This is a genomic window from Streptomyces sp. NPDC001513 (assembly GCF_042894695.1).
Taxonomy (GTDB): Bacteria; Actinomycetota; Actinomycetes; order Streptomycetales; family Streptomycetaceae; genus Streptomyces.
Genome location: NZ_JBIAVU010000012.1, coordinates 106,150 through 130,439 on the forward strand (window position 1 = coordinate 106,150; position 24,290 = coordinate 130,439).

General features: G+C 72.8%; 12 protein-coding genes. 9 read left to right on the forward strand and 3 right to left on the reverse strand.

Annotated elements, in window-relative coordinates:
* Nucleotides 1-37: 37 nt before the first annotated feature.
* The gene (locus tag ACFYZ4_RS26210) at nt 38-11,002 is read left to right on the forward strand and encodes an amino acid adenylation domain-containing protein (RefSeq protein WP_390784960.1); all 10,965 of its coding nucleotides are present in this window, start codon (nt 38-40) and stop codon (nt 11,000-11,002) included.
* Nucleotides 10,989-12,710 carry an ABC transporter ATP-binding protein gene (locus ACFYZ4_RS26215; RefSeq protein ID WP_390784961.1) on the forward strand — a complete coding sequence of 574 codons (1,722 nt, stop codon included), beginning with the start codon at nt 10,989-10,991 and terminating at the stop codon, nt 12,708-12,710. The genes ACFYZ4_RS26210 and ACFYZ4_RS26215 overlap by 14 nt, the downstream gene beginning before the upstream one ends.
* Before the next feature lie 24 nt (nt 12,711-12,734).
* On the opposite strand, the gene ACFYZ4_RS26220 is transcribed toward ACFYZ4_RS26215, so the two are convergent.
* On the reverse strand, nt 12,735-13,853 hold the full coding sequence (locus tag ACFYZ4_RS26220; RefSeq protein WP_390784962.1) for an alpha/beta hydrolase-fold protein: 1,119 nt from the start codon (nt 13,851-13,853) through the stop codon (nt 12,735-12,737).
* 93 nt (nt 13,854-13,946) lie between these two features.
* On the opposite strand from ACFYZ4_RS26220, the gene ACFYZ4_RS26225 reads away from it, so the two are divergent.
* From ACFYZ4_RS26225 to ACFYZ4_RS26245, 5 genes are all read left to right on the forward strand, one after another.
* Nucleotides 13,947-14,159, forward strand: coding sequence for an MbtH family protein (locus ACFYZ4_RS26225; RefSeq protein WP_351296379.1), 213 nt, complete (start codon nt 13,947-13,949; stop codon nt 14,157-14,159).
* A 39-nt stretch (nt 14,160-14,198) separates the two neighbouring features.
* Nucleotides 14,199-15,767, forward strand: coding sequence for an amidohydrolase (locus ACFYZ4_RS26230; protein WP_390784963.1), 1,569 nt, complete (start codon nt 14,199-14,201; stop codon nt 15,765-15,767).
* 313 nt (nt 15,768-16,080) lie between these two features.
* Nucleotides 16,081-17,493: a family 2B encapsulin nanocompartment shell protein gene (locus tag ACFYZ4_RS26235; RefSeq protein ID WP_390784964.1), complete on the forward strand. Its 1,413-nt coding sequence runs from the start codon at nt 16,081-16,083 to the stop codon at nt 17,491-17,493.
* Nucleotides 17,494-17,605: 112 nt separating this feature from the next.
* The gene (locus tag ACFYZ4_RS26240; RefSeq protein ID WP_390784965.1) at nt 17,606-18,964 is read left to right on the forward strand and encodes a family 2 encapsulin nanocompartment cargo protein terpene cyclase; all 1,359 of its coding nucleotides are present in this window, start codon (nt 17,606-17,608) and stop codon (nt 18,962-18,964) included.
* Nucleotides 18,965-18,966: 2 nt separating this feature from the next.
* Complete coding sequence (locus ACFYZ4_RS26245; RefSeq protein ID WP_390784966.1) at nt 18,967-19,875, forward strand: geranyl diphosphate 2-C-methyltransferase; 909 nt, start codon at nt 18,967-18,969, stop codon at nt 19,873-19,875.
* 73 nt (nt 19,876-19,948) lie between these two features.
* Here ACFYZ4_RS26245 and ACFYZ4_RS26250 read toward each other — a convergent pair whose 3' ends face one another.
* Nucleotides 19,949-21,586, reverse strand: coding sequence for an FAD-binding oxidoreductase (locus ACFYZ4_RS26250; protein ID WP_390784967.1), 1,638 nt, complete (start codon nt 21,584-21,586; stop codon nt 19,949-19,951).
* 63 nt (nt 21,587-21,649) lie between these two features.
* Here ACFYZ4_RS26250 and ACFYZ4_RS26255 point away from each other — a divergent pair, with 63 nt between their 5' ends.
* Nucleotides 21,650-22,297 carry a TetR/AcrR family transcriptional regulator gene (locus ACFYZ4_RS26255; protein WP_351297946.1) on the forward strand — a complete coding sequence of 216 codons (648 nt, stop codon included), beginning with the start codon at nt 21,650-21,652 and terminating at the stop codon, nt 22,295-22,297.
* Here the strand turns inward: ACFYZ4_RS26255 and ACFYZ4_RS26260 are convergent.
* Nucleotides 22,266-22,733, reverse strand: a complete 468-nt coding sequence (locus tag ACFYZ4_RS26260; RefSeq protein ID WP_351297949.1) for a MarR family transcriptional regulator — start codon at nt 22,731-22,733, stop codon at nt 22,266-22,268. The genes ACFYZ4_RS26255 and ACFYZ4_RS26260 overlap by 32 nt on opposite strands.
* Nucleotides 22,734-22,822: 89 nt before the next feature.
* Between ACFYZ4_RS26260 and ACFYZ4_RS26265 the strand changes: the two genes are divergently transcribed.
* A complete protein-coding gene (locus ACFYZ4_RS26265) occupies nt 22,823-23,689 on the forward strand; it encodes an SDR family NAD(P)-dependent oxidoreductase (protein WP_351297952.1) in 867 nt (288 codons plus the stop codon).
* Nucleotides 23,690-24,290 lie beyond the last annotated feature (601 nt).

Genomic DNA, 24,290 nt, shown 5'->3' on the forward strand with positions numbered 1-24,290 from the left:
GCCGACTTACGGACTGTGAAGGGGCGTTGAGTCTTCGATGACGGAACCGACCGCTCGTCTCGTGCGGCTTTCTCCCACACGCCTGGCCGGCGTGCGCCGGCGAACAGGCGACCACTCCGACCGGACCATCGCCCACGCGTGCGCCATCGGGCTGTCGTACTGGGCGACGGGCAGCAGCCCGGACGGCATGGAACTCACCCCCGGCACCCTGTTCGCCGACGTCCTCGGCCGGGCCGCCAACGGCGGTGCCGGGGCGCCCGGCTGGGAGGTCGGCGAGGTCGGCGAGGTCGGCGAGGTCGGCCTGGGCATCTCCGTACCCGAAGGCGTCGCGGCGGCCGACGCACAGCTCGCGCTGGACGACCTGGCCGACTTCCCGGACCGCTCCCTCGGCAGCATCGCCCCGTCCAGCGCGGCGGCACGCCTCGCGAGCCTCGCCGAGTGGAACGACACCGGGGCCGACCGGGTCCGCCCGAGCATCGTGGAGATGTTCCGCGAGCAGGCCCGGACCAGGCCGGACGCCGTCGCCGTCATCGACGAGCACCGCTCACTGACGTACGGTCAGGCAGCGAAGCTCTCCGGCCAGTTGGCCCACCACCTGATCGAACGCGGCATCACGGCCGAGCAGGTCGTCGGCATCTCCCTGAGCCGCTCCGCCGACATGGTGATCGGACTGCTCGCCGTGCTCCAGGCGGGGGCCGCGTTCGTCCCCCTCGACCCGCAGTGGCCCGCCGCGCGCCGGGCCGTCGTCATCGACGACGCCCGCGTCGTCCTGCAACTGGCCGGCCCGGGCGAGCACGACCCGGGCGAACCACCGGCCGTGCCCGTCGACCTCGGCGACTGGCGGTACGGCTCCCACCCCGCGGACGGGACCGGGATCACCGTCCCCGGCAACGCGCTCGCCTACGTCATCTTCACGTCCGGTTCGACCGGCCGGCCCAAGGGCGCCATGATCCGCCACGAGGCGATCAGCGAGCGCCTGCTGTGGCAGGTCGACGAGATCCTGGGCTTCGGCCACGACGACGCCTCCCTCTTCAAGGCACCGCTGTCCTTCGACATCTCCATCAACGAGATCTTCCTGCCGCTGGTGTCCGGCGGCCGGCTCGTGGTCCTGCGCCCCGGCGGCGAACGCGACCCGCACCACCTCCTCGGCGTGATCGCCGAGCAGCGCGTCACCTTCACCTACCTGGTGTCGTCCATGCTGGACGTGCTGCTGGAGATCGCGGGCGACTCCGGGCGGCTCGACAGCCTGCGGCACGTGTGGTGCGGCGGCGAGGTGCTGACCCCGGAGCTGTACGAACGGTTCCGCACCCGGCTCGACATACCCATGTACCACGGCTACGGCCCGGCCGAGACGACGATCGGCGTCTCGCACGTCATCTACCGGGGCGCCGCGGAACGCCTGTCGACGTCGATCGGCAAGGCCAACCCCAACACCCAGCTGTACGTCCTGGACGAAGAACTGCGCCCGGTCCCGGTCGGGGTCGGCGGCGAACTGTACGTCGGAGGCTTCCTCCTGGGGCGCGGATACGTGGGCGCGCCCGGCCTGACCGCCTCCCGCTTCGTCGCCAACCCCTTCGCCGGGGACGGATCCCGGCTGTACCGGACCGGCGACCTCGCACGCTTCGCCCCGGACGGATCGCTGGACTTCCTCGGCCGCGCCGACAACCAGATCAAGATCCGCGGCATGCGCCTGGAGATCGAGGACGTCGAGGTCGGCCTCGCGGAACACCCCGACGTGCGCCACACCTGCGTCCTCGCGAAGAAGAACGCGGCCGGCGGCACCTACCTCGTGGGGTACGTGATCCCCGCCGCCGGAAGCGAGGACCTGCGGGCGGACGAGGTCAAGGCCTGGGCCGCCGGGCACATGGTGGAGTACATGGTGCCCACCCACATCGTCGTGATGAAGGAGTTCCCGCTCACCGCGAACGGCAAGCTCGACCGCGGCGCGCTGCCGGAACCCGACCTCGGGACGGGCCCGCTCGCCGCGCCGGCCACCGAGAACGAACGCCTGGTGTGCGAGGCGGTCGCGGCGCTGCTGCGACTGGACGGGGTCGGTGTCGACCAGGACTTCTTCCAGCTCGGCGGAGACAGCCTCCTGGCCATCTCCCTGCTGAGCGCGCTGCGCACCGTGGGCCTGCACGTCACCCCCCGGCAGATCTTCACCAACAGCGTCATCGGCGCGCTGGCGGCGGTGGCGAGCCGCGAGGGCGCGGCCGCCGTGGACCACGGCGACGTCGCGACCGGTTCCGTCGCCGGATCGCCCGTCGTGCGATGGCTCGGCGAGACCACCGACGCCGTCGACGGCTTCGTCCAGTCGGTGGTGCTGAACACCCCGGCCGACCTGACCGCCGAAGCCCTCGACGAGATCCTCACCGCCGTCCTCGCACGGCACGACATGCTGCGCGCCAGGCTGGTGCGCGGCGACGACTGGAGCTTCGACATCCCGGAGGCCGGCGGAGCCGCCGCGGGGTGGCAGGAGAGGGACGACCTGCCTCTCGACGCGTGCGTGGCCCTCGCCACCGCCGGGCTGGACCCGGACAACGGCGTGATGCTGCGGGCCGTCTGGCGCCGCGCGGCACGACAGCTGGTCGTGGTCGTCCACCACGTGGTGATCGACGGCGTGTCCTGGCGGATCCTGCGGGAGGACCTCGCCACGGCGTGGCAGCGCCTCGCCTCGGGCGAGCCGGTGGAACTGCCCCCGGTGGGCACGTCGTTCCGGCGCTGGACGCAATTGCTGGAGCGCACCGCGTTCGACGCCGACCGCGCCCACTACCGGCGCCCCCTGCCGGGGCCCGACGCGCCGGTGGGCAGGCGGACGCCGGCCGAGAGCGACACCGTCGAGCAGGAGCGGGTGACGACCGTCTCGGTCGGCCCCGAGGTCACGGCCGCGCTGCTGGGCGAGATCCCCGCCCTGTTCCACGCGGGCGTCAACGACGTACTGCTCACCGCGCTCGCCGTCACCCTCGCCCGGTGGCGCCGCGACCTCGGGCAGGACCAGACGTTCGCGCACATCGAACTGGAGGGTCACGGCCGCGAAGGGCACCTCGTGGCGCCGGCCGCCGGCTTCGAGCCCGAACTCTCCCGCACCGTCGGCTGGTTCACCACCCTCTTCCCGGTGACCGTCGACCCCGGACCGGCGGCCGACCTCACCGCGCCCGCGTACCTGGCGGCCGCGCTCAAGGCGGTCAAGGAGGACCTCGCCCGGGTACCGGGCAACGGCCTCTCCTACGGAGTCCTGCGGTACCTGAGCGGCGGCACCGGGTCCGACACGCCCGCGCCCCAGGTACTGTTCAATTACCTGGGCCGCTTCGACGCCGGAGCCTCCGGTGACTGGGAACTCACCGGCAGCACCGGGCAGTTGGGTGAGCGGCGCGATCCGCGGATGCGGCTGCCGCGCGCCCTGGAGTTCAACGCGATCGCCGAACCCGCCTCGGCGGCCGGCGCGTACGAGCTGACCACCACCGTCTCCTGGCCCGACGGGATGTTCACCGACGAGGACATCGCCACCATCGGACGGTACTTCCGGGAGACCCTGGCCGCCCTGGCCGCACTCGACCAGGGCGGCCACTCGCCCAGTGACTTCGCCCTGGTGGAGCTCACCCAGGCCGACGTCGACGACCTGGACGGCCCGTCGCTGCGGGACGTCCTGCCGTTGACCCCGCTCCAGGAGGGCCTGTACTTCCACTCGGTCTTCGACGACGACTCCGCCGGCAGCTACGTCGAGCAGCAACTGCTGACGCTGGAGGGGGAGGTGGACCCCGGCCGGCTCGCGGCGGCGGCCACCCGCCTGCTCACGCTCTTCCCCAATCTGGCCGCGCGGTTCACGGCCCTCGCCGACGGCCGGGTCGTCTCCGTACTGGAAAGCGGAGCGCAGGCCCCGTTCACCACGCTGGACCGCCCCGGCATCACCGACGAGGAGATCCGCGACCTCGCCGAACGGGACCGCCGCGCGGGCTTCGACCTGGCCACCGGCCCGCTGATGCGGTACACGCTCGTCCGCGCGGGCGCCGGCCGCACCGTCCTGGTGCAGACCGTGCACCACATCATCGCCGACGGCTGGTCGGTGCCGCCGATGCTCCGCGCCCTGCTGGCCGAGTACCACGCACCCGGCACGGTGTACCCGCTCGGCGGTTTCGCCGACTACGTGCACTGGCTCGCCGGGCGGGACGAGGACGAGAGCGACCGGGTGTGGCGCGAGCAGCTCGCCGAGCTGCCCGGCCCCTCACTGGTCGCCGAGGGACACACGCCGTCCGACCGGTTCGCCGACACGGCCGTGGAGCCCCAAGACGACATCGACGAGGCCGTCCGGTCGGCCGGTGTGCCGCTGAGCGTAGCGGTGCACAGCGCCTGGGCGGTGACCCTGGACGCCGTCCTGCACGGCACCGGGGACGTCGTCTTCGGCTCCACGGTGTCCGGGCGGGACGCGGACGTGCCCGGCATCGCCGACATGGTGGGCCTGTTCATCAACACGATCCCGGTACGGGCCCGGTGGGCCGCGGGCACCACGGCCCGCGAGCTGCTCGCCTCGGTACGGGAACACCAGAGCGCGGTGCTGCCGCACCAGCACGTCTCGCTGGCGCGCATCGGCCGCCAGGCCGGCGCCGGACCGCTCTTCGACACCCTGGTCGTCTTCGACGTCGCGACCGACGTGGCAGGTCTGCGGGGATCCGACGACACCCTGGCCGTCACCGGCATCGTCAACGAAGGCGCCCCGCACTACCCGTTGACGCTCGTGGTGGAACGCGCCCTCGACGGCCGGCCGCGCTTCAACCTCATCTACGACGGCGCGCTGCTGCGGGAGGCGAGCGCCCGGGCGATCCTGGAGACCTTCACCCACATCCTCACCGGTCTGCTCACCCGCCCCGACGACCTGGTGGACGACCTGGCACCCGAGGACGCCCGGCGCCCCCAGCAGATCAGCCCGACGACCCTGGGAGCGCTCTTCGACGCCGCCGCGCACCGGGACCCGGCCAGGACTGCCGTCACCCAGTGCGCCCTGGACGGCTCTGCCCGGTCCCTGACCTACGGCGAACTGGCCACGGCCAAGGACGCGTTGGCCGCGGTGCTGCGTGCGGCCGGCGTCCGCCCGGGCGAACGGGTCGCCGTCGCCGTGCCCCGCTCCCTGGAGCAGGTCGTCGCCCTGGTCGCCATCGTCACCGCGGGCGGCGCGTACGTACCGCTCGACCTCGCCTACCCGGACGAACGGCTGGAGTACATCCTCGCCGACGCCGCACCGCAGGTCGTCCTCGTGGACCGCGAACAGCGGGACCGCTTCACACGGTTGCTGGACCGGGCGGGCGTACCGGCCCGCGTACTCGTCCAGGGCGACGAGGCGACGCACGACGCCACCCCGCCCGCGGCCGAGGTCGAGACCGACTGGCACGATCCCGCGTACGTGATCTACACGTCCGGATCGACCGGCAGGCCGAAGGGGGTCGTCGTGCCGCACTCCAGCGTGGTGACCCTGCTCGCGAACACCCGGCCCGACATGGACTTCGGCCCGCACGACGTGTGGGTCCAGTTCCACTCGTACTCCTTCGACTTCGCGGTCTGGGAACTGTGGGGCGCGCTCACGCACGGCGCCGAACTGCTGGTGCCCGACTACGGGCTGACCCGTTCCCCGGTGGACTTCCACCGCCTGGTGCGCGAGCGCGGTGTGACCGTGCTCAACCAGACCCCCTCGGCCTTCTACCAGTTCATCGAGGCCGACCGGCAGGCCGGCGAGCCGCTTCCCGCACTGCGCCGGATCGTCTTCGGAGGCGAGGCACTCGACCTCGGCCGGCTGCGCGGCTGGGTCGAGCGGCACGGCACCGCCACGCCTGAGCTGGTCAACATGTACGGCATCACCGAGACCACCGTCCACGTCACCCACCGGGTCCTGACCGACGCGGACTTCGGCCACGGCGACGAGGCCAGCCCGATCGGCGCCCCGATCCCCGGCCTGGTCACCTACCTGCTCGACGACCGCCTCCGGCCCGTGCCGCCGGGCCGGGTGGGCGCCATCTACGTCGCCGGCGACCAGGTGTCGCTCGGCTACCTGGGCCGTCCGGCACTCACCGCGGGCCGGTTCGTGGCCGACCCGTTCGCGGGCGGCGGCTCCCGCATGTACCACACGGGCGACCTCGCCCGCCGCACCCTCGACGGCGACCTGGAGTTCACCGGCCGCGCCGACGACCAGGTGCAGCTCAAGGGCTTCCGCATCGAGCTCGGCGAGGTGGAGTCCGCGATCAGAGAGCTCGACGGCGTGGTCGACGTCGCCGTGACCGTGGCGGACAGCGCCGACCACCTCGTCGCGCACGTCGTGGGCCGGGTCCCCGGCGACGCCACCGCCCTCACCCGCCTGCTGTCCGCGAAGCTGCCCGCGCACATGGTGCCCGGCCTGGTCCTCCCGGTCGAGGCCCTGCCGCTGACGGTCAACGGCAAACTGGACCGCAAGGCCCTGGCCGAGCGGGCCGCACACCACGACACCCCGGTGGCCGCCACCGGCTCGGCGCTCGCCGCGCTGGTCGGCATCTTCACCGACACGCTGCCCGGTGTCGCCGTGGACGGCGACTGCGACTTCTTCCGGGCCGGAGGCGACAGCATCCTCGCCATCACCGTGGTCAACCGGGCCCGGGCGCTCGGCCTCACGATCGCCCCACGGGACGTGTTCCTGCTCAGGACACCCCGCGCCCTCGCCGAACACCTGGCGACGAGCACCCCGCAGGCGGCGGAGCCGTCCGCCGCACCCGCCCCCGCCATCCGCGAGGACGGCCCGCTGACGCCGACACCGATCATCCTGCGCCAGCGCGAACTGGGCGGCTCCCTCGCCCGGTTCGCCCAGGCCAGGGCGCTCGTGGCAGCCGAGGGCACCGACTTCGCCGACGCCCGGCGCGCCGCGGACGCCGTCGTCGCGGCCCACCCCGCCCTGCGGCTGCGGCTGCGCGTCGAGCACGGGGTGTGGGCCCTGCGCACCGAACCCGCCCGCGCGGTCACCGTCGTACGGGCGGACGCCACCGATGCCACTGATGCCATGACGGCAGCGACGGCCGCGGCGAACGAGGCCGCCGGGCGGCTCGATCCCGAGGCCGGGGACGTCATCGCGTTCACCTGGCTGGAGGCGAGCCGCACCCTGGTGGTCACCGTGCACCACCTCGCCGTCGACTCCGTGTCCTGGCTGGTCCTCCTCGACGACCTGGCCGCCGCCCTGCGCGGCACGCCCCTCGCGCCGCCGACCACCTCCTACGCCGAGTACGCGGAGACACTCGCGTACCGCTCCGCCCACGTGACCGACGACCTCGGGCACTGGATCACCACGCTCCAGGCGCCCCCGCTGCTGCCCGCAGTCTCGGGAGCGCGCGAGACCACGGTCGTGCTCCCGCCCGAGGTCAGCGAGCTCGTGACGCGTACCGCGCCCGCCGCACTCGGCGTCGGGCTCACCGAGCTGCTGTGCGGCGCGCTGCGCACCGCACTGACCCACGTACAGCCCGCGCCCACCGATCTCGCCGTCGAGCTGGAACGGCACGGCCGGGTCCCGGCGCTGGCCCACCACGACTACACCCGTACGGTCGGCTGGTTCACCTCCATCGCGCCCGTACGGCTCACCGCGCACACCGACCCCGTGGCAGCGGCCCGCGAGGTGGCCGCACGGCAGCCGGACGAGCGCGCGCACGTCGCGTACGGACAGCTCAGGTACCTCAACCCGCAGACCGCCCCCCTGCTGGACGCCTGCCCGCAGGTGCTGTTCAACTACCTCGGCCGGGGCGGCGAGTCCCAGGCCCTGCACCTCACCGGCGCGGACCAGGGCAGCCCTTACGCCGTGGAGGTCAACGCCTGGACCGACGCGGCCACCGGCAGCCTGCACGCGGCCTTCACCCTCGCCGAGGGCGTACCCGACGAGATCACCGGGCACTGGCGGCGGGCCCTGGAACGCATCGCGGACGCCGCCACGAGCGCCGAGCGCACGGCGCCGGTCACCCCGCTCCAAAGGGGTCTGTTCTTCCAGGCCCAGCTGGCGGGCCCGGCCGGCCACTACGTGGCGCAGAGCTGGTTCACCTTCGACCGGCGCCTGGACACCGACGCGCTGGCCGAGGCGATGGCGTGGGTGATCGCGAGGCACCCGGTGGTGGGCGCCGGATTCACCACCGACGACGACGGAAACGCCGTGCAGGTCCTCGCCGCGGGCCGGCGGGTCGGCGTCCGCACGCTCACCCTCGCCACGGACGCGGAGGTCGACGCCCTGCTCGCCCGGGGCCGGGACACCGGATTCGACCCGGGTGAGCCGCCGTTGATCCGGCTGACCGTGGCGCGGCGGCCCGACGGCCGTGACGGCCTCCTGCTGAGCTACCACCTGCTGCTCTGGGACGGCTGGTCCCGCGAGATCGTGCTGCGGGACCTGTTCGACGCCTACGAGGCCGCCGTCGCGGGCGAGTTGACGCCCCCGGCCCCGGCGGCCCCGAGCTTCGAGGACTACGCCCGGGCGCTCGACGCCAAGGACGCGGCCGCATCGGAACGGTTCTGGGCGGAGCACCTGACCGGCCTCCCGGGCCCGACGCTCCTCGCCGGACCGGCGCCGGCCCTCGTCGACGACCTGCCGCGCACGCTCGTGCACACGCTCTCCACCGAGGAATCGGAACTGCTGCGGGAGGCGGCCCGGGCGCACGGCGTCACCCTGAACTCCGTACTGACCGGCGCGTTCGGCCTCCTCCTGGGCGCACGCACCGGCCGCGGTGACGCCGTGTTCGGCGTGACCGTCTCCGGCCGCGAGGGCGAAGGCCTGTCCGACATCGTCGGCGTACTCCTCAACACCGTGCCCATGTGGACGCGGGCCCGGCCGGGCGACACGGCCGGCGCGTACCTGTCCGCCGTACAGGCGGCGAGGGTCGCGGCGATGGAGCACGAGCACCTCGGGCTCGGCGAGATCCAGCGGGCCAGCGGCCACGACACCCTCTTCGACAACCTGTTCGTGCTCCAGAACTTCCTGGACATGGACGCGTTCGCCGAGATGAACGCCCGGCACGGCATCACCGCGGTCCGCGCCGACGACTCCACGCACTACCCCTTCACCTGGGTCGTCACGCCCGGCGACCAGCTCACGGTCAAGCTGGAGTACCGCGACCACGACACACAGGCCGCCCGCCGGCTCCTCGACGACTACCTGCGCGTGCTCGACGACCTGGCCCGCTCCACCGGCCCGGTCGGCGCGCTCCCCGGCCTGGAGCCGCGGCCCGCCCCGGCCGACCGTACGGACATCGGCACGGACACCGTCGTCGACCGCTTCGACCGGGCGGCGGACCGTGACCCGCAGCGGGTCGCGCTCGTCGCCCACGGCCGGACCACGACCTTCGGCAGCCTCCGGGACCGCAGCCGCGCGGTGGCGGGCGTGCTCGCCCGCCGCGGCATCGGACCCGAGTCGACCGTGGCCCTCGCGATCCCCCGCTCGCTCGACTCGATCGTGGCCCTGTTCGCCGTGCTGCGCACCGGCGCCGCGTACGTGCCGCTGGAGCTGGACCACCCGGACGAGCGGATCGCGGCGATCGTCGCGGACGCCCGCCCCGACGTCATCCTCACCGTCAGCGCGGTGTCACCCCGGCTGGCCGGCGACCTGATCGCACTGGACCGGCCCCTCCCCGAGGCCGAACCGTTCGTGACGTACGCGCCGGACGACCCGGACCGCCTGCGGCACCCCGCGTACACGATCTACACCTCCGGATCGACGGGGCGCCCGAAGGGCGTGGTGACCGAATACGCCGGGCTCACCAACATGCTGATCAACCACCAGCGCCGGATCTTCGAGCCGGTGCTGGCCGAGCACGGCCACCGGGTCTTCCGCATCGCGCACACCGTGTCCTTCGCCTTCGACATGTCGTGGGAGGAGCTTTTGTGGCTCGCCGACGGCCACGAGGTGCACATCTGCGACGAGGAACTGCGCCGCGACGCCCCCCGGCTGGTCGAGTACTGCCTCGAGCACGGGATCGACGTCATCAACGTGACCCCGACCTACGCGCAGCAGCTGGTGGCCGAGGGCCTGCTCGACAACCCGTCGCGGCGGCCGGCGCTGGTGCTGCTGGGCGGCGAGGCCGTCACCCCGACGCTGTGGCAGCGCCTCGCCGAGACCGGGGGGACGGCCGGCTACAACCTGTACGGCCCCACCGAGTACACCATCAACACCCTCGGCGTCGGCACCTTCGAATGCCAGGACCCGGTGGTCGGCGTGGCCATCGACAACACGGACGTGTACGTACTGGACCCGTGGCTGCGCCCGCTGCCGGACGGGGTCCCCGGTGAGCTGTACGTGGCGGGCATCGGCATCGCCCGCGGCTACCTCGGCCAGCCCGGCCAGACCGCGGACCGGTTCGTCGCCTGCCCGTTCGGCGCACCCGGCGAGCGGATGTACCGTACCGGCGACCTCGTGCTGCGGCGGCCCGACGGGAACCTGATGTACCTCGGCCGCACCGACCAGCAGGTCAAGATCCGGGGCCACCGGGTCGAACTCGGCGAGGTCGAGGCCGCGTTCGCCGCGCACCCGGCCGTGCGGTTCGCCGCCGCGGTCGCCCAGCCCGACCCGCAGGTCGACGGCGCCCACCGGCTGGCCGCCTACCTCGTCCTGGACGGCGGTGACTTGGCGACCGTCGCCGGCGAAGTGGGGTCTGCACTGCCGGACTTCCTGCGCCCGACCCACTACGCGCAGGTCGAGGCCATCCCCCTGACCGTGAACGGGAAGGCCGACACCAAGGCGCTGCCGGAGGCGAAGCCGCTCGGCGCCCTGACGACGGCGGGGGAGCGCGGCCCGGAGACGGAGACCGAGACCGTCGTGTGCGAGTACTTCGCCGAGGCCCTTGACCTGGACGACGACGAGGTGAGCGCGGTGAGCGACTTCGTGTCCCTGGGAGGACACTCCATGCTGGCGGTGCGGCTGATCGGGCTGCTCCGCCGCGAGTACGGTCCAGTGATCACGATCCGTGATCTGTTCACCCTGCGCACCCCGGAAGCGATTGCCCGCCACCTCGATGAAAACTCCTGACAAGCAGCGGCCCCCCGTGGGGGCACCCCCGGCGGTAGGGTCCGACATCCTCCGCACCGCATTGCGCCGCAACGTCGGCGCCTTGACCTGGGGCACCGTCCTCATGGGCCTCTACCAGGCCGGTGAGACCGCCTTCCCCATCGCCCTCGGCCTGATCGTCGAGCACACGATGCGCGGGGAGCGCAGCCTCGGCGCGCTCGCCGCGTCCATCGCCGCGCTCGCCGTGATCATCACGACCGTGTCGCTGTCGTGGCGGTTCGGCATGCGCGTCCTGCAGAAGGCCAACACGACCGAGGCGCACCGCTGGCGGGTGCGCGTCGCGGACTGCGGGCTCCAGCCGGTGGCCCGGGACGTGGACCTCAAGTCCGGCGAGGTGCTGACCATCGCCACCGAGGACGCCGACCAGACCGCCGACATCATCGAGGTGGTGCCGCTGCTGATCAGTTCACTGGTCGCGGTGCTGGTCGCGGCGGTCGCCCTGGGGCTGGCCGACCTCCGGCTCGGCCTGCTGGTGATCGTGGGCACCGTCGCGATCCTGTCGATCCTGAGCGTGATGTCCAAACGGATCGGCTCCGGCACCCGCGAACAGCAGGCCCGGGTCGCACGGGCGGGCGCGAAGGTCGCCGACCTGATCACCGGCCTGCGCCCGCTGCACGGCTTCGGCGGCAACCACGCCGCCTTCCGGTCCTACCGGAAGGTCAGCACGGAGGCGAAGCACCAGGCGGTCACCGTGGCCGTGGCGAACGGCGCGTACGCGGGCACCGCCATGGCCCTGAACGCCGTCCTCGCGGCCTCCGTGACCCTGACGGCGGGCTGGCTGGCCTTCGACGGCCGGATCACCATCGGCGAACTCGTCATGGCCGTCGGGCTGGCCCAGTTCATCATGGAACCGCTCAAGATGTTCTCGGACATGCCCAAGTACGTGATGATGGCCCGTGCTTCGGCCGAGCGGATGGCCCTGGTACTGGCCGCCCCGCCGGTCACGGCCGGCGGGCCCGAGCGGCCGGCCGCGGGCGGGGACCTGGAGATCGACTGCGTCCGGTACGGGTCCCTGCGCGACCTGAAGTTCCAGGTGCCCGCCGGCGAGTTCGTCGCGATCGCCGTCTACCAGCCGCGCTGCGCGGCCGACCTCGCCTCGATCCTGGCCGTCAGGATCCCGCCGGACGCGTACGAGGGGGTGGTGCGGGTCAGCGGGGAGGACATCGCCGGCCTGTCGGTCGAGGCGGTCCGCGAGCACATGCTGGTGAACCCGTACGAGGGGGAGATCTTCGCGGGCACCCTCCGTACGAACATCGACCCGTCGGGCACCAGCCGCACGCTCCCCGAGGCCGTCGAGGCGTCCATGCTGACCGACGTCGTCGCCCTCCACCGCGAAGGGCTCGACTACGGGGTCCGGGACCGCGGCGCGAACCTGTCCGGCGGACAGCGCCAACGGCTGTCCCTGGCCCGCGCCCTCGCCGCAGACAGCGACATCCTCGTCCTGCACGATCCGACGACCGCCGTGGACGCGGTCACCGAACAGCTCGTCGCGCGCAACATCGCGGAGCTGCGCCGGGGCCGCACCACCGTGGTGATCACCGGCAGCCCGGCCCTCCTGGACGCCGCCGACCGCGTCCTCGTCCTGGACGACGGGGTCATCACGGCCGAGGACACCCACCGCAACCTCCTCGCCACCGACGCGGACTACTGCCTGGCGGTGGCCCGCTGAGCGGCGGAATCCGAAAGAGACGGCTCAGCCGAGGGCCCAGGCGACGTCCCTGAGCAGGGCGTGCCGCCAGCCCGCCCGGTCATGGCCGGACGCCGAGCGGGACACCCGTACGGTCGCACCGGCCCGTTCGCTCAGGGTCTCGACCTGCTCGCAGTGGGGCAGCATCCGGGTCTCGTGTTCCCCCACGTCGAAGGCGATCCGCAGCCCGGACAGGTCGGGGCCCTCCCGCAGGCGCGCGGCGAGGGCGCCGCCCGCCGGGCCGCCCAGGGGGTCCGCCAGGTCCGGGGCGCCGGGCGTCCACCAGAACGACGCCGACTGGCAGGCGACCCGGGACACCAGGTCCGGGAACTCCAGCGCCGCGTACAGCGCGCTCAGTCCGCCGAGGCTCTGCCCGGCGACCACCAGCCGGTCCCGGTCCGCGGGCAGACCGGTCTCCGCCACCAGCGGCAGCAGTTCGTCCCGTACGGCCTCCCACAGCGCGGGCCCGCACCCGAACTCGGCCTCCCGGTCCCGGACCGGCAGGAACACCAGCGTCACGGGGGGCATCCCGCCGGCGGCGACGGCCGAGTCGAAGGCGGTCACGGCCGGATGCAGGTACAGCCAGTCGTCCCCGTCGAGCAGCAGGACCACCGGCCCGCCACCGCCCGCCGGGTGGACCCGTACGGTGCGCCGCCCGCCGAGCCGTTCGCTCGCCCAGCGGAGCCGGGTGCGCGGGAGGGGCAGGACGTCCGAGGGGCCGATGAGGGGCCAGTGCGGCTGGGCGGGAGCGTCGGGGGTCGCGGCGATCGACAGGTCGCCGCCCGCGCCGGCCGGGTTGAAGGGGTCGGCGTGCGCCGTACCGTCGACGAGGAACCGGTAGCTCACGCGCAGCCGCGGGGGCATCGGGACCTCGGCGTACCAGCAGTCCGTACCGCCCCACCGGCGCAGGGACACCGGCTCCGACCAGCTCTCGAACCCGATGCTCGCCGGAGCGCCGCGCCACAGGAACAGGGTCGTCCAACTCCCGTCTCCGGTACGGACGGAGGCGGGTGCCCCCGCTGCCGCCCAGAACGCGTCGGTGCCGGGTTCGCCGGGCAGTCCGTACGAGGCGAGGGAGTGGTCCGTGCCGGCCCCGCGGCCGGAGACGGGATCGGTCAGGCGCATGCGGATCTCCTTGTGAGCGGCAAGGGGAAAGACTAAGCTCTTCCGAATTAGGCGAGCCTAACCTAATTACGACGTTCCCGGGAGGTACCGACCGTGAGCACCAACCCCTTCGACGACGCCGAGGGCCGCTTCCTCGTGCTGGTGAACGGCGAGGGCCAGCACTCGCTCTGGCCCTCCTTCGCCGAGGTGCCCGGCGGGTGGACGACCGTCTTCGAGGAGAACACCCGCGGGGCGTGCCTGGAGTTCATCGAGGCCAACTGGACCGACCTGCGCCCCCGTTCCCTCGTCCGGTCGATCGACGCCTGACCCGCTCCGGCCGACACCCACAGGGGGACGACACCGCCCATGCTGTGCACCAAGATCGTCAACGCCCGCTTCCTCACCATGGACCCGGACCATCCGGTCGCCCGTCAACTGGGCATCTGGCAGGGCCGGATCGTCGGCCTGGACGAGGCCGTCGCCGCCCTGCCCGCGCGCGAGGTGATCGACCTCCAGGGAGCCACGGTGCTCCCCGGGTTCATCGACGCCCACGTGCACCTGCCCTGGACCGGCTTCACCCAGAACACCACCAGCATCGCGGGCTGTACGCGCATCGACGACGCCCTCGCGATCGTGGCGGACGCCGTCGCCCGGAAGAACTCGCCCGGCGCCTGGGTGAGCATCGTCGGCTACGACCAGCGGGCGCTGGGCCGCCATCTGACCGCCGCCGAACTGGACACGGTCAGCCAGGGCCACAAGCTGTACGTGCTGCACGACTCCGGGCACGGCTGCGTCGTCAACACCGCCGTCCTGGACCTGCTCGCCGCAGACGTCCCGCACGAGAACGGCTTCCTCGCCGAGGGGGCGATGGGCGCCGCCCGAGCCCTGCGGCTGCCGTACTCCCAGGAGGAGGTGGCCGAGTCCATCGGACGAGCCGCCCGCACCTGCCTGGCCGAGGGCATCACCGCCTGCGCCGAGGCGGGCATCGGCGGCGCCCTCTTCGGCCACACCCCGGTCGAGCTGGGCGCCTACCAACTGGCCCGGGAGAAGGGCCTGCTGCCGCTGCGGGTCCAGCTGATGATCTCCGCCGACCGGCTGCGCCCGGTCGGCGCGCACGAGGCCGACGGCATCCCCAAGGCCCTCGACCTCGGCCTGCGCACGGGCTTCGGCGACGACTGGCTCTCCGTGGGCGCCCTCAAGATCTTCACCGACGGCGGCATGATGGCCCGTACCGCCGCCCTGAGCGCCCCCTACGAAGGCCTGGACCACGCAGGCCAGTTGCAGGACGACCCCGAGGTGCTCGCGCAGTCGATCGTGGACGGCCACCTCGGCGGCTGGCAGCTCGCCGTGCACGCCATCGGCGACCGCGCGGCCGACGTGGCCCTCGACGCCCTGGAACGCGCCCAGCGCCTGCGCCCCCGCCCCGGCGCCCGGCACCGCATCGAGCACGCCGGCCTGATCCGCCCCGACCAGCTCCCGCGCATCGCCCGACTGGGCGTCAGCGCGGTGGTCCAGCCCAGCTTCCTGCGCTTCTTCGGCGACGACTACGCGGCCATCATGGGCGCGGAGCGGGCGCCCTGGCTCTACCGGGGCCGGGGGTTCCTCGACCACGGCATCACCCTGGTCGGCAGCTCCGACCGCCCGGTGACCGACGGCTCCCCGCTGCGGGCCATTCAGTTCATGGTCGAGCGCGCCTCCGCATCCGGCCGGCTGATCGGCCCGGACGAGGGCATCACCGTGGACGAGGCCCTGCACGCCTACACCGTCGCCGGCGCCCACGCCTGCCACTGGGAGGACCGGGCCGGCAGCCTCACCCCGGGCAAACGCGCCGACCTGGTCGTCCTCGGCGACGACCCGCGCAGGGTAGACGTCTCGCGCATCGGCGACATCCAGGTGGTGGCAACGTACGTCGACGGCCGCGAGGCCGGAAAGTAGCCGGAGCGAAGGCCCGTCGCGCCCCACGGGCGCGGCGGGCCTTTGTCGTGTGGCGCCGCGGCCACTGCCGACAACGAGCCGCGGTGGTCTGGACCAGGCTGGATCTCATCGGTCGGCCCGGCAAACGTGGTGCGGGTCAAGATCACTGCATCGAGGTAATGAGGACGGCGTGTCAGGGTCCGCCGGTCCTACCCGCCGTTAGTGTTCCCCGGGTTCTGGACGGATTCTCGAATATTTCCCCCTTCTTTTTTCCTCTTTCACCGGTGACGTGCACGTATGCCGATCGCCGCCCTTACGAAGGAGAGCTCGACCGATGACTGTTGACACGAGCCCGGAAGCGCAGCTGGAAGCCCCCCAGCAGTCCAGCCTGAGCACGGCCGCCGCCCGCAACCTTGCCAGCACGACCAAGTCCGCCCCGCAGATGCAGGAGATCACCTCCCGGTGGCTGCTGCGGATGCTCCCCTGGGTGGAGACCAAGGGCGGCACCTACCGGGTGAACCGCCGGCTCAGCTACACCGTCGGCGACGGACGGATCGAGTTCATCCAGGAAGGCGGCAACGTCCGGGTGATCCCCCGCGAGCTCGGCGAACTGGCCGTGCTGCGCGGGTTCGAGGACGAGGAGGTGCTGTCCGCGATCGCCGGCCGGTGCGTCCAGCGCGACTTCCGGGCCGGCGAGGTGCTCGTCGAGCGCGGCACCCCCGCCGACCAGATCCACCTGATCGCCCACGGCCGGGTCAGCCAGACCTCCGTCGGCAAGTACGGTGACGCGGTCGCCGTCGCCGTACTCGCCGACGGCGAGCAGTTCGGCGAGAACGCCCTGCTGGACGCCGACGCCACGTGGGACTACACCGCCACCGCCGAAACCCCCGGCACCCTGCTCACCCTGTCCCGCGCCGAGTTCGCCGCCGTGCTGTCCTCGGCGCCGAGCCTCCAGGCCCACGTCCAGCAGTTCAGCTCGCTCCCGCACCAGCGGCAGAACAAGCACGGCGAGGCCGAGATCGCGATGTCGGCCGGCCACACCGGCGAGGCCGAACTGCCCGGCGCCTTCGTCGACTACGAGCTCAAGCCCCGCGAGTACGAGCTCTCCATCGCGCAGACCGTACTGCGGATCCACACCAGGGTCGCCGACCTCTACAACGGGCCGCACAACCAGACGGAGGAGCAGCTCAGGCTCACCATCGAGGCGTTGCGCGAGCGCCAGGAGCACGAGCTCATCAACAACCGGGAGTTCGGCCTGCTCCACAACGCCGCCTTCAAGCAGCGGATCCAGACCCACTCCGGCCCGCCCACTCCGGACGACCTCGACGAGCTGCTCTGCCGGCGCCGCGGCTCCAAGTTCTTCCTCGCCCACCCCCGGACGATCGCGGCCATCGGGCGCGAGTTCAACTCCCGCGGGCTCTACCCGGACCACGTGGACGTGGGCGGGCAGCAGGTCCCGGCCTGGCGCGGGGTCCCGATCCTGCCCTGCAACAAGATCCCCATCAGCAAGGAGAACACCAGCTCCGTGCTGGTCATGCGAACCGGCGAGGACAACCAGGGCGTCATCGGCCTGCGCCAGACCGGCCTGCCGGAGGAGTACGAGCCCGGCCTGTCGGTGCGTTTCATGGGCATCGACGAGAAGTCGCTCATCTCCTACCTGGTCACCACCTACTACTCCGCCGCGATCCTGGTTCCCGACGCGCTCGGCGTGCTGGAGAACGTGCAGATCGCCCGCAGGCGCGACTAGCGACACCACCCCCGACGGCCACGACGGCCGGCCCGGATCACCCCGGGCCGGACCGGCCGAGCGTGCCCGGGACGGTCCGGGACAGCCCACCCACCCCAGCAAGGAGCCACGGATGCCCGAGCCCGGGCCTTCCCCTCTGCAGTCGAGCCTGCCTGCCGCTGCGGCCCGTTTCGGGGCCCACCTCTTCGCCGACGCCCTGGCCGCCGGTGTCGAGGCCGCCGGCGCCCTGTCCACCGTGCCCGCAGAAGTGCCCGTACAGGCACCCGTACCGGCGCCCGTAGCAGTGCCCGTGCACGTGCCCGCCGCCGTACCCGTGCCCGCCGCCGTACCCGTGTCCGACGGCGGGGCCGCCGCCGTGCGGCAGGCGAGCCCGGCCCTGGAGCGGATCCTGCGCGGACCCAGCGGGCTGGGCACGGCGAGCCTGCACCTGGCGGCGCGGGCCGAGGAGCCGCTCGCGTCCGCCGTGCCCGAGGCGCTCGAGCAGCCGGTGCCCGGCCATCCCATCCCCGGTCTCTATTACCACCCGATCCCGGAGCCCGATCCCGCACGGGTGGAGGAGGTCAGCCGCAGGATCAAGGACTGGGCGGTGGACGAGGTCGACCTGTACCCCGACGACTGGGAGGGCGAGTTCGACGGCTTCTCCGTCGGGCGCTACATGGTCGCCTGCCATCCGGACGCCCCAAGCATCGAGCACCTGATGCTCGCCACCCGGCTGATGGTCGCCGAGAACGCGGTCGACGACTGCTACTGCGAGGACCACGGGGGCTCGCCCATCGGCCTCGGCGGACGCCTCCTGCTGGCGCACACGGCCCTCGACCCCCTCCACACGACGAAGGAGTACCAGCCGGAGTGGGCGCAGTCGCTCCACTCGGACGCCCCGCGGCGCGCCTACCGCTCCGCCATGGAGTACTTCCTCCAGGTGGCCACCGCCTCCCAGGCCGACCGGTTCCGGCACGACATGGCCCGTCTGCACATGGGGTACCTCGCCGAGGCGGCGTGGGCCCAGACGGACCACATGCCCGAGGTGTGGGAGTACCTGGCGATGCGCCAGTTCAACAACTTCCGCCCCTGCCCGACCATCACCGACTCCGTCGGCGGCTACGAACTGCCCGCGGACCTCCACGCGCAGGCCGCCATGCAACGGGTCATCGCGCTCGCGGGCAACGCCACCACCATCGTCAACGACCTGTACTCCTACACCAAGGAACTCGCCGGCCCCGGCCGGCACCTGAACCTGCCCGTGGTGATCGCCGAACGCGAGGACATGTCCGAGCGGGAGGCCTACCTGAAGGCGGTCGAGGTCCACAACGACCTCATGCACGAGTTCGAAGCCGAAGCCGCCGCACTGGCGGCCGGCTGTCCCGTCCCGAGCGTGTCGCGCTTCCTGCGGGGCGTGGCCGTATGGGTCGACGGCAACCACTACTGGCACCAGACGAACACCTATCGCTACAGCCTGCCCGACTTCTGGTAAGGATGGACTTATCCGTGACTAGCACCGATCTCACCACCACCGCCGCCACATCCGCGGACCCCTCCGTGATCATTCCCTCCCCGGCGACGCCCTACCAGGGCGACATCGCCCGTTACTGGAACAACGAGGCCCGGCCCGTCAACCTGCGCCTCGGCGACGTCGACGGCCTTTACCACCACCACTACGGCATCGGCGACGTCGACCACGCGGCCCTCGGCGACGCCGGCGACAGCGAGTACGAGAAGAAGCTGGTCGCCGAGCTCCACCGGCTGGAGTCCGCGCAGGCCGAGGTCCTCCTGAACCACCTCGGCCCCATCCGGCGCGAGGACACCCTCGTCGACGCCGGCTGCGGCCGCGGCGGCTCCATGGTCATGGCCCACCAGCGCTTCGGATGCAAGGTCGAGGGCGTCACCCTGTCGGCCAAGCAGGCCGACTTCGCCAACCGGCGCGCCGGTGAACTCGGCATCGAGGACCACGTCCACGCCCGCGTCTGCAACATGCTGAGCACGCCCTTCGAGACCGGACAGGCCGCGGGCTCGTGGAACAACGAGTCGAGCATGTACGTCGACCTGCACGACCTCTTCGCCGAGCACGCGCGCGTCCTCGCGGTCGGCGGCCGCTACGTGACCATCACCGGCTGCTGGAACCCGCGGTACGGCCAGCCCTCGAAGTGGGTCTCGCAGATCAACGCGCACTTCGAGTGCAACATCCACTCCCGCCGCGAGTACCTGCGTGCGATGGCCGACAACCGTCTCGTACCGCAGGCCGTCATCGACCTGACGCCCGAGACGCTGCCCTACTGGGAGCTGCGGGCCACGTCCTCGCTGGTCACCGGTATCGAGGAGGCGTTCATCGAGTCCTACAATGACGGCTCCTTCCAGTACGTGCTGATCGCCGCCGACCGCGTCTGACCGCGCCCTCCGGCCCGTGGGCCGGGTCCGCCCCCCCGGCGGACACGGCCCCACCCGCCGTCCGCGGGACCGGTCAGTCCACGAGGACGCCGGGGTTGAGGATGCCGTGCGGGTCCAGCGCCCCCTTCGCGGCCCGCAGCGCGAGGGCGAAGGGCTCGGGGCGCTGGCGGTCGTAGTCCGGGCGGTGGTCCCGGCCGACGGCGTGGTGGTGGGTGATGGTGGCCCGGTGGCGGTGCAGGACCTCGCCCGCGACGGCCTTGAGGTCGTCCCACAGGGCGACCTCGTCACCGGGCCGGCCGGCGGCGAGGACGGTGAAGTACGGGGCCGCGCCGTCCGGATACACGTGCGTCAGACGGCAGTTGACCGTCGCGGGATGTCCGGTGGCCTTGAGCGCCGCCGCGCCGACCTCGGTGCGCACCGCGTCGATCAGGCCGGGGATCCGGTCCCAGGTGGCGGCCGTCTCGAAGGTCTCCGCGACGGCGCCCATCCTGGCCAGGCCGTCGCGCAGGTAGGGCATCCGCAGGAAGGCCGAACGCCAGGCGCCCACGGCCGCGTCACCGGACGCACCGGCGGCGGTGTCACCGGACGCTCCGGCGACCGTGTCGCCTCCGCCGTGCGCCGCCTCGTGCCGGCCGCCGTACGAGCGGGCGAGGGCGACGGCCCGGTCGAGCCGAGCGGTCACCGGTTCGTCCGCCGACTCGAAGCCGAGCACCAGCACCGCGCAGCCGTCCTGCGCGGCGCCCGACAGCGCGGCCTCACCGGCGTCCAGCAGCCGGCAGTTGGCGGGGGAGAGGTCGGACTGCGCGAGGGCGCGCACCGCCCGGAGCGCGTCGTGGAAGTCGGCGAAGGAGACCGCGGCGGAGGCCTTGTGGCGGGGGCGTTCCTGCACCCGGACCCAGGCCTCGGTGATGATGCCGAGGGCTCCCTCGGAGCCCAGGAACAGGCGGTCGGGGGAGGGGCCGGCCCCGGAGGCGGGCAGCCGCCAGGATTCTCCGGTGCCGGCCGGGGTGACCACGCGCATCGACTGGACGAAGTCGTCGATGTGCGTACGGCCGGTGGCGTAGTGGCCGCCGGCCCGGGTGGCGAGCCAGCCCCCGAGGGTGGAGAACTCGAAGCTCTGCGGGAAGTGCCGCAGGGTGAGGCCGTGCGGGCGCAGCTGGTCCTCCAGGCTCGGCCCGAGGGTGCCCGCCTGGATGCGGGCGGACCGGCCCTCGGCGTCGACCTCCAGGACACGGCCCATGGCGGTCAGGTCGAGGGACAGCACCGCCCGGTGCTCGTCGCCGCGGTACTCCACGCCCCCGGTGACCGAGGAGCCCCCGCCGTACGGGACGACGGCGACCCGCCGCTCGCCGGCCCAGTCCAGCAGGTCGGCCACGTCCCGCTCGTCCAGCGGGCGAGCGACGAGGTCGGGGACGCGGCCGGGCCGCCCGCGCAGGGCGCGCATCACGTCGCGGTACGCCTTGCCCATGGCGTGGGCGGCGCGGTCCGCGGGATCGGCGGTGACCAGCCGGGCGAGGCTCCGCGGGGGCCGCACGGCGGAGCTCCCGATGCCCAGGTCCCGTACCCGGGGCACGGGGAGCGGGCGGGCGAGGGTACCGGGCAGGAGGGCGCCCATCGCGGCGCATTCGGCGTCGTCGGGATGGGCGTCGGCCCACCCCCAGCCCCACCAGGAGCGGGCACGGGACATCGGTTGCGCGGTGGTGCCGGTCATGGGGCACTCCAGGGGTCGAGGTAATTTACCTAGCGGTAAATTACCTACTGATAATATCTGCTCATGGCAACCCCACCAGCCCCGTCTTCGAAGGCCGGCACCAAAGGAGTCCCGCGGGAGCACCGCCGCCGGCAGATGCTGGAGGCCGCCACGGAGGAGTTCGGCACGCACGGCTACGCGGCCGCGTCGCTCCCCGCGATCGCCGCGCGCGTGGGCGTCACCAAGACGCTGCTGCACCAGTACCTCGGGACCAAGGAGGACCTGTACGTCGCCTGCCTGATCCCGGTCGGGGACCGGCTGCTGGACGCGATCCGTACGGCGATGGGCCAGGACGGGACCGCGCCGCACACGCCGCTGCGCGTGCTGCACGGCATCTTCGCCGCCCTGGAGGGACAGCGGGAGGCGTGGTTCGTGCTGTACGACACCACGCTGCCGCCCGGCGGCGAGGCCGCCCGCCGGGCTTCGGAGTACCGGGCGGCCATCGACGGGCTCGCGGCCGGCGGCACCGCCGACCTGCTGCGCGCGGCCGGGTCCGCCGACCCGCTGGACGCCGACGCGCTCAAGTACGTCTGGCGGGACCTGGTCGCCACCCTCGTCCGCTGGTGGGTCAAGCATCCGGAGCAGTCCCCGGAGGCCATGACCCGGCGCTGCGCCCGCCTCTTCGCGGCCGCCGCCACGCTCAGTCCTGAAGGCGGCCCTTCTCTGCCTTGAGCTTGCGCCACACGGTCCCCAGCGCCTCCAGGTCCCGCTCGTCGAGGAGCTCGGTGAAGACCGGGGCCAGGGCTTCCCGCCGGGTGGCGTCGGCCGCGGCGAACACCGTGCGTCCGGCCTCCGTGAGGGAGACCTCCACCGAGCGTGCGTCGCGTGCCGAGGGGGTGCGCGTCACCAGGCCGCGGGTCTGCAGGGCGTCGACCACCCGGGAGACCTGGCTGCGGCTGAGCAGCGTGCTGTTGCCGAGGACGGAGGCGGGCACGGGCTCGGGGCTGGACGCCAGCCACAGCATGACCTCGAACCAGGACACGGGGAGGTCGTGGGCCTTCACGAGGGCGCGGTCGACGCGGTCGGTCAGTGTGGTGCCGGCCCAGACCAGCCCGTAGAAGGCGTAGTCGGCCGCCGACATCTCGGCTTCGGTGAGCTTCTTCGGCATGTCGGCAGTCTAGGGGTTGCGTGCGCACGCACATAACTTTATGGTGTGTGTGCACGCACATAAATCACGTTCCGTGAAAGGTGACCGCCATGTCGACCCTCCCCACCACCCCCGATGCCTCCCTCCGCACCGTCCTGATCACCGGCACCTCCTCCGGTATCGGCCTGGCGGCCGCCATCGCCGCCGCCCGGGCCGGCTGGCGTACGGTCGCCACGCTGCGTGACACCGGCAAGGCCGACGCCCTGCGCAAGGCAGCCGCCGAAGCGGGCGTCGACCTCGACATCCGCCGCCTCGACGTCGTCGACGAGGCCTCCGTCACCGCCGCCGTGAACGGCGTGATCGCCGACTACGGCCGTCTGGACGCGGTCGTGAACAACGCCGGAGCCGGGCACGTCGGCACCCTCGAACTCGAATCCGTCGCCGACGTCCGCGAGGTCATGGAGGTCAACTTCTTCGGCGTGCTGAACGTCTCCAAGGCCGCGCTGCCGCACCTGCGGGCCACCGGCGGCCGCCTGATCACGGTCACCAGCGTCGGCGGCGTCATCGGCCAGCCCTTCAACGAGGCCTACTGCGCCGCGAAGTTCGCCGTGGAGGGGTACATGGAGAGCCTGGCCCCCGTCGCGGGCGCCGTCGGCGTGAGCGTGTCCGTCATCGAGCCGGGCGCCGTGGCCACCGAGTTCGTCAACAACATCGGGATCGACATCGAAGGCCGGATCGCCGCGGCCGGCCCGTACGCCGACGCGCTGCGCCACTACGTCGAGCGCACGGTCGGCCAGTTCCTGGACGGCGCCCAGACCCCGGCCGGCGCGGCCGAGTCCGTGATGGAGGCGCTGACCGCAGACCGCCCCGCGTTCCGCATCCAGACCTCGGAGTGGGCCCGCGCCTTCACCGGGACCAAGCTGGTCGACCAGGACGGCTCGGCGGTCGTCGGCATGACCGGCACCTGGGTCGCCTGACCGGTCACGACCGGCTCGGGGCGCCCGACCTGTGCCGCGCGCGGAACCGGGTCATCATGGCGGGAGGGCCGCCGAAACCCTCCCGCGAGGGTGCGGCCCGAGCGAGCCGGGAGGTGACTCGTACGCATGGACGAATCACGCAGAGCCTGGATGATGATCGGCGGCGTCGTCGCCGTCATCTTCCTCAACCTCGTCGCCATCGTCCTGATGAACACCGTCGGGAAATGACCCTGCCCACCGGAGCTCCACGACCGCGCCGAAGCCTCTGAGGCGCCCGACGACAGCGCGATGTCCACGAGTGAGGCGTCCTCAGGGCAGGGCTGCTGGTCCACGAGGGCGGCGTCGCACAGCTCGTAGTTCCCGTCGTGCACCTTCTCGCCCTTGAGTCGCACCTCGATCAGCATGTCGCCGATCCGCCCGCCGTCCCTGCCGTCGACGGCGGGGAAGCTCCTGACCGCCGGCCCATGGTCCCGTTCCTCCACCGGGACGTACCGGAGCGGTGTGCCGCGCTCCCGGCTCCCACGCGCGCGCCAGGGGTTTGTCGTTCACGCATCCAACGGGGATCCGCCCGGGACCTCACGCGGGTTTCGCTCCGGGCGGG

Bases quoted from the DNA above. Each gene is read 5' to 3' on its own strand.
- ACFYZ4_RS26210 (WP_390784960.1), top strand. From the start codon at position 38: ATGACGGAACCGACCGCTCGTCTCGTGCGGCTTTCTCCCACACGCCTG.
- ACFYZ4_RS26215 (WP_390784961.1), top strand. From the start codon at position 10,989: ATGAAAACTCCTGACAAGCAGCGGCCCCCCGTGGGGGCACCCCCGGCG.
- ACFYZ4_RS26240 (WP_390784965.1), top strand. From the start codon at position 17,606: ATGCCCGAGCCCGGGCCTTCCCCTCTGCAGTCGAGCCTGCCTGCCGCT.
- ACFYZ4_RS26220 (WP_390784962.1), bottom strand. From the start codon at position 13,853: ATGCGCCTGACCGATCCCGTCTCCGGCCGCGGGGCCGGCACGGACCAC.
- ACFYZ4_RS26255 (WP_351297946.1), top strand. From the start codon at position 21,650: ATGGCAACCCCACCAGCCCCGTCTTCGAAGGCCGGCACCAAAGGAGTC.
- ACFYZ4_RS26230 (WP_390784963.1), top strand. From the start codon at position 14,199: ATGCTGTGCACCAAGATCGTCAACGCCCGCTTCCTCACCATGGACCCG.
- ACFYZ4_RS26245 (WP_390784966.1), top strand. From the start codon at position 18,967: ATGGACTTATCCGTGACTAGCACCGATCTCACCACCACCGCCGCCACA.
- ACFYZ4_RS26235 (WP_390784964.1), top strand. From the start codon at position 16,081: ATGACTGTTGACACGAGCCCGGAAGCGCAGCTGGAAGCCCCCCAGCAG.
- ACFYZ4_RS26250 (WP_390784967.1), bottom strand. From the start codon at position 21,586: ATGACCGGCACCACCGCGCAACCGATGTCCCGTGCCCGCTCCTGGTGG.
- ACFYZ4_RS26260 (WP_351297949.1), bottom strand. From the start codon at position 22,733: ATGCCGAAGAAGCTCACCGAAGCCGAGATGTCGGCGGCCGACTACGCC.
- ACFYZ4_RS26265 (WP_351297952.1), top strand. From the start codon at position 22,823: ATGTCGACCCTCCCCACCACCCCCGATGCCTCCCTCCGCACCGTCCTG.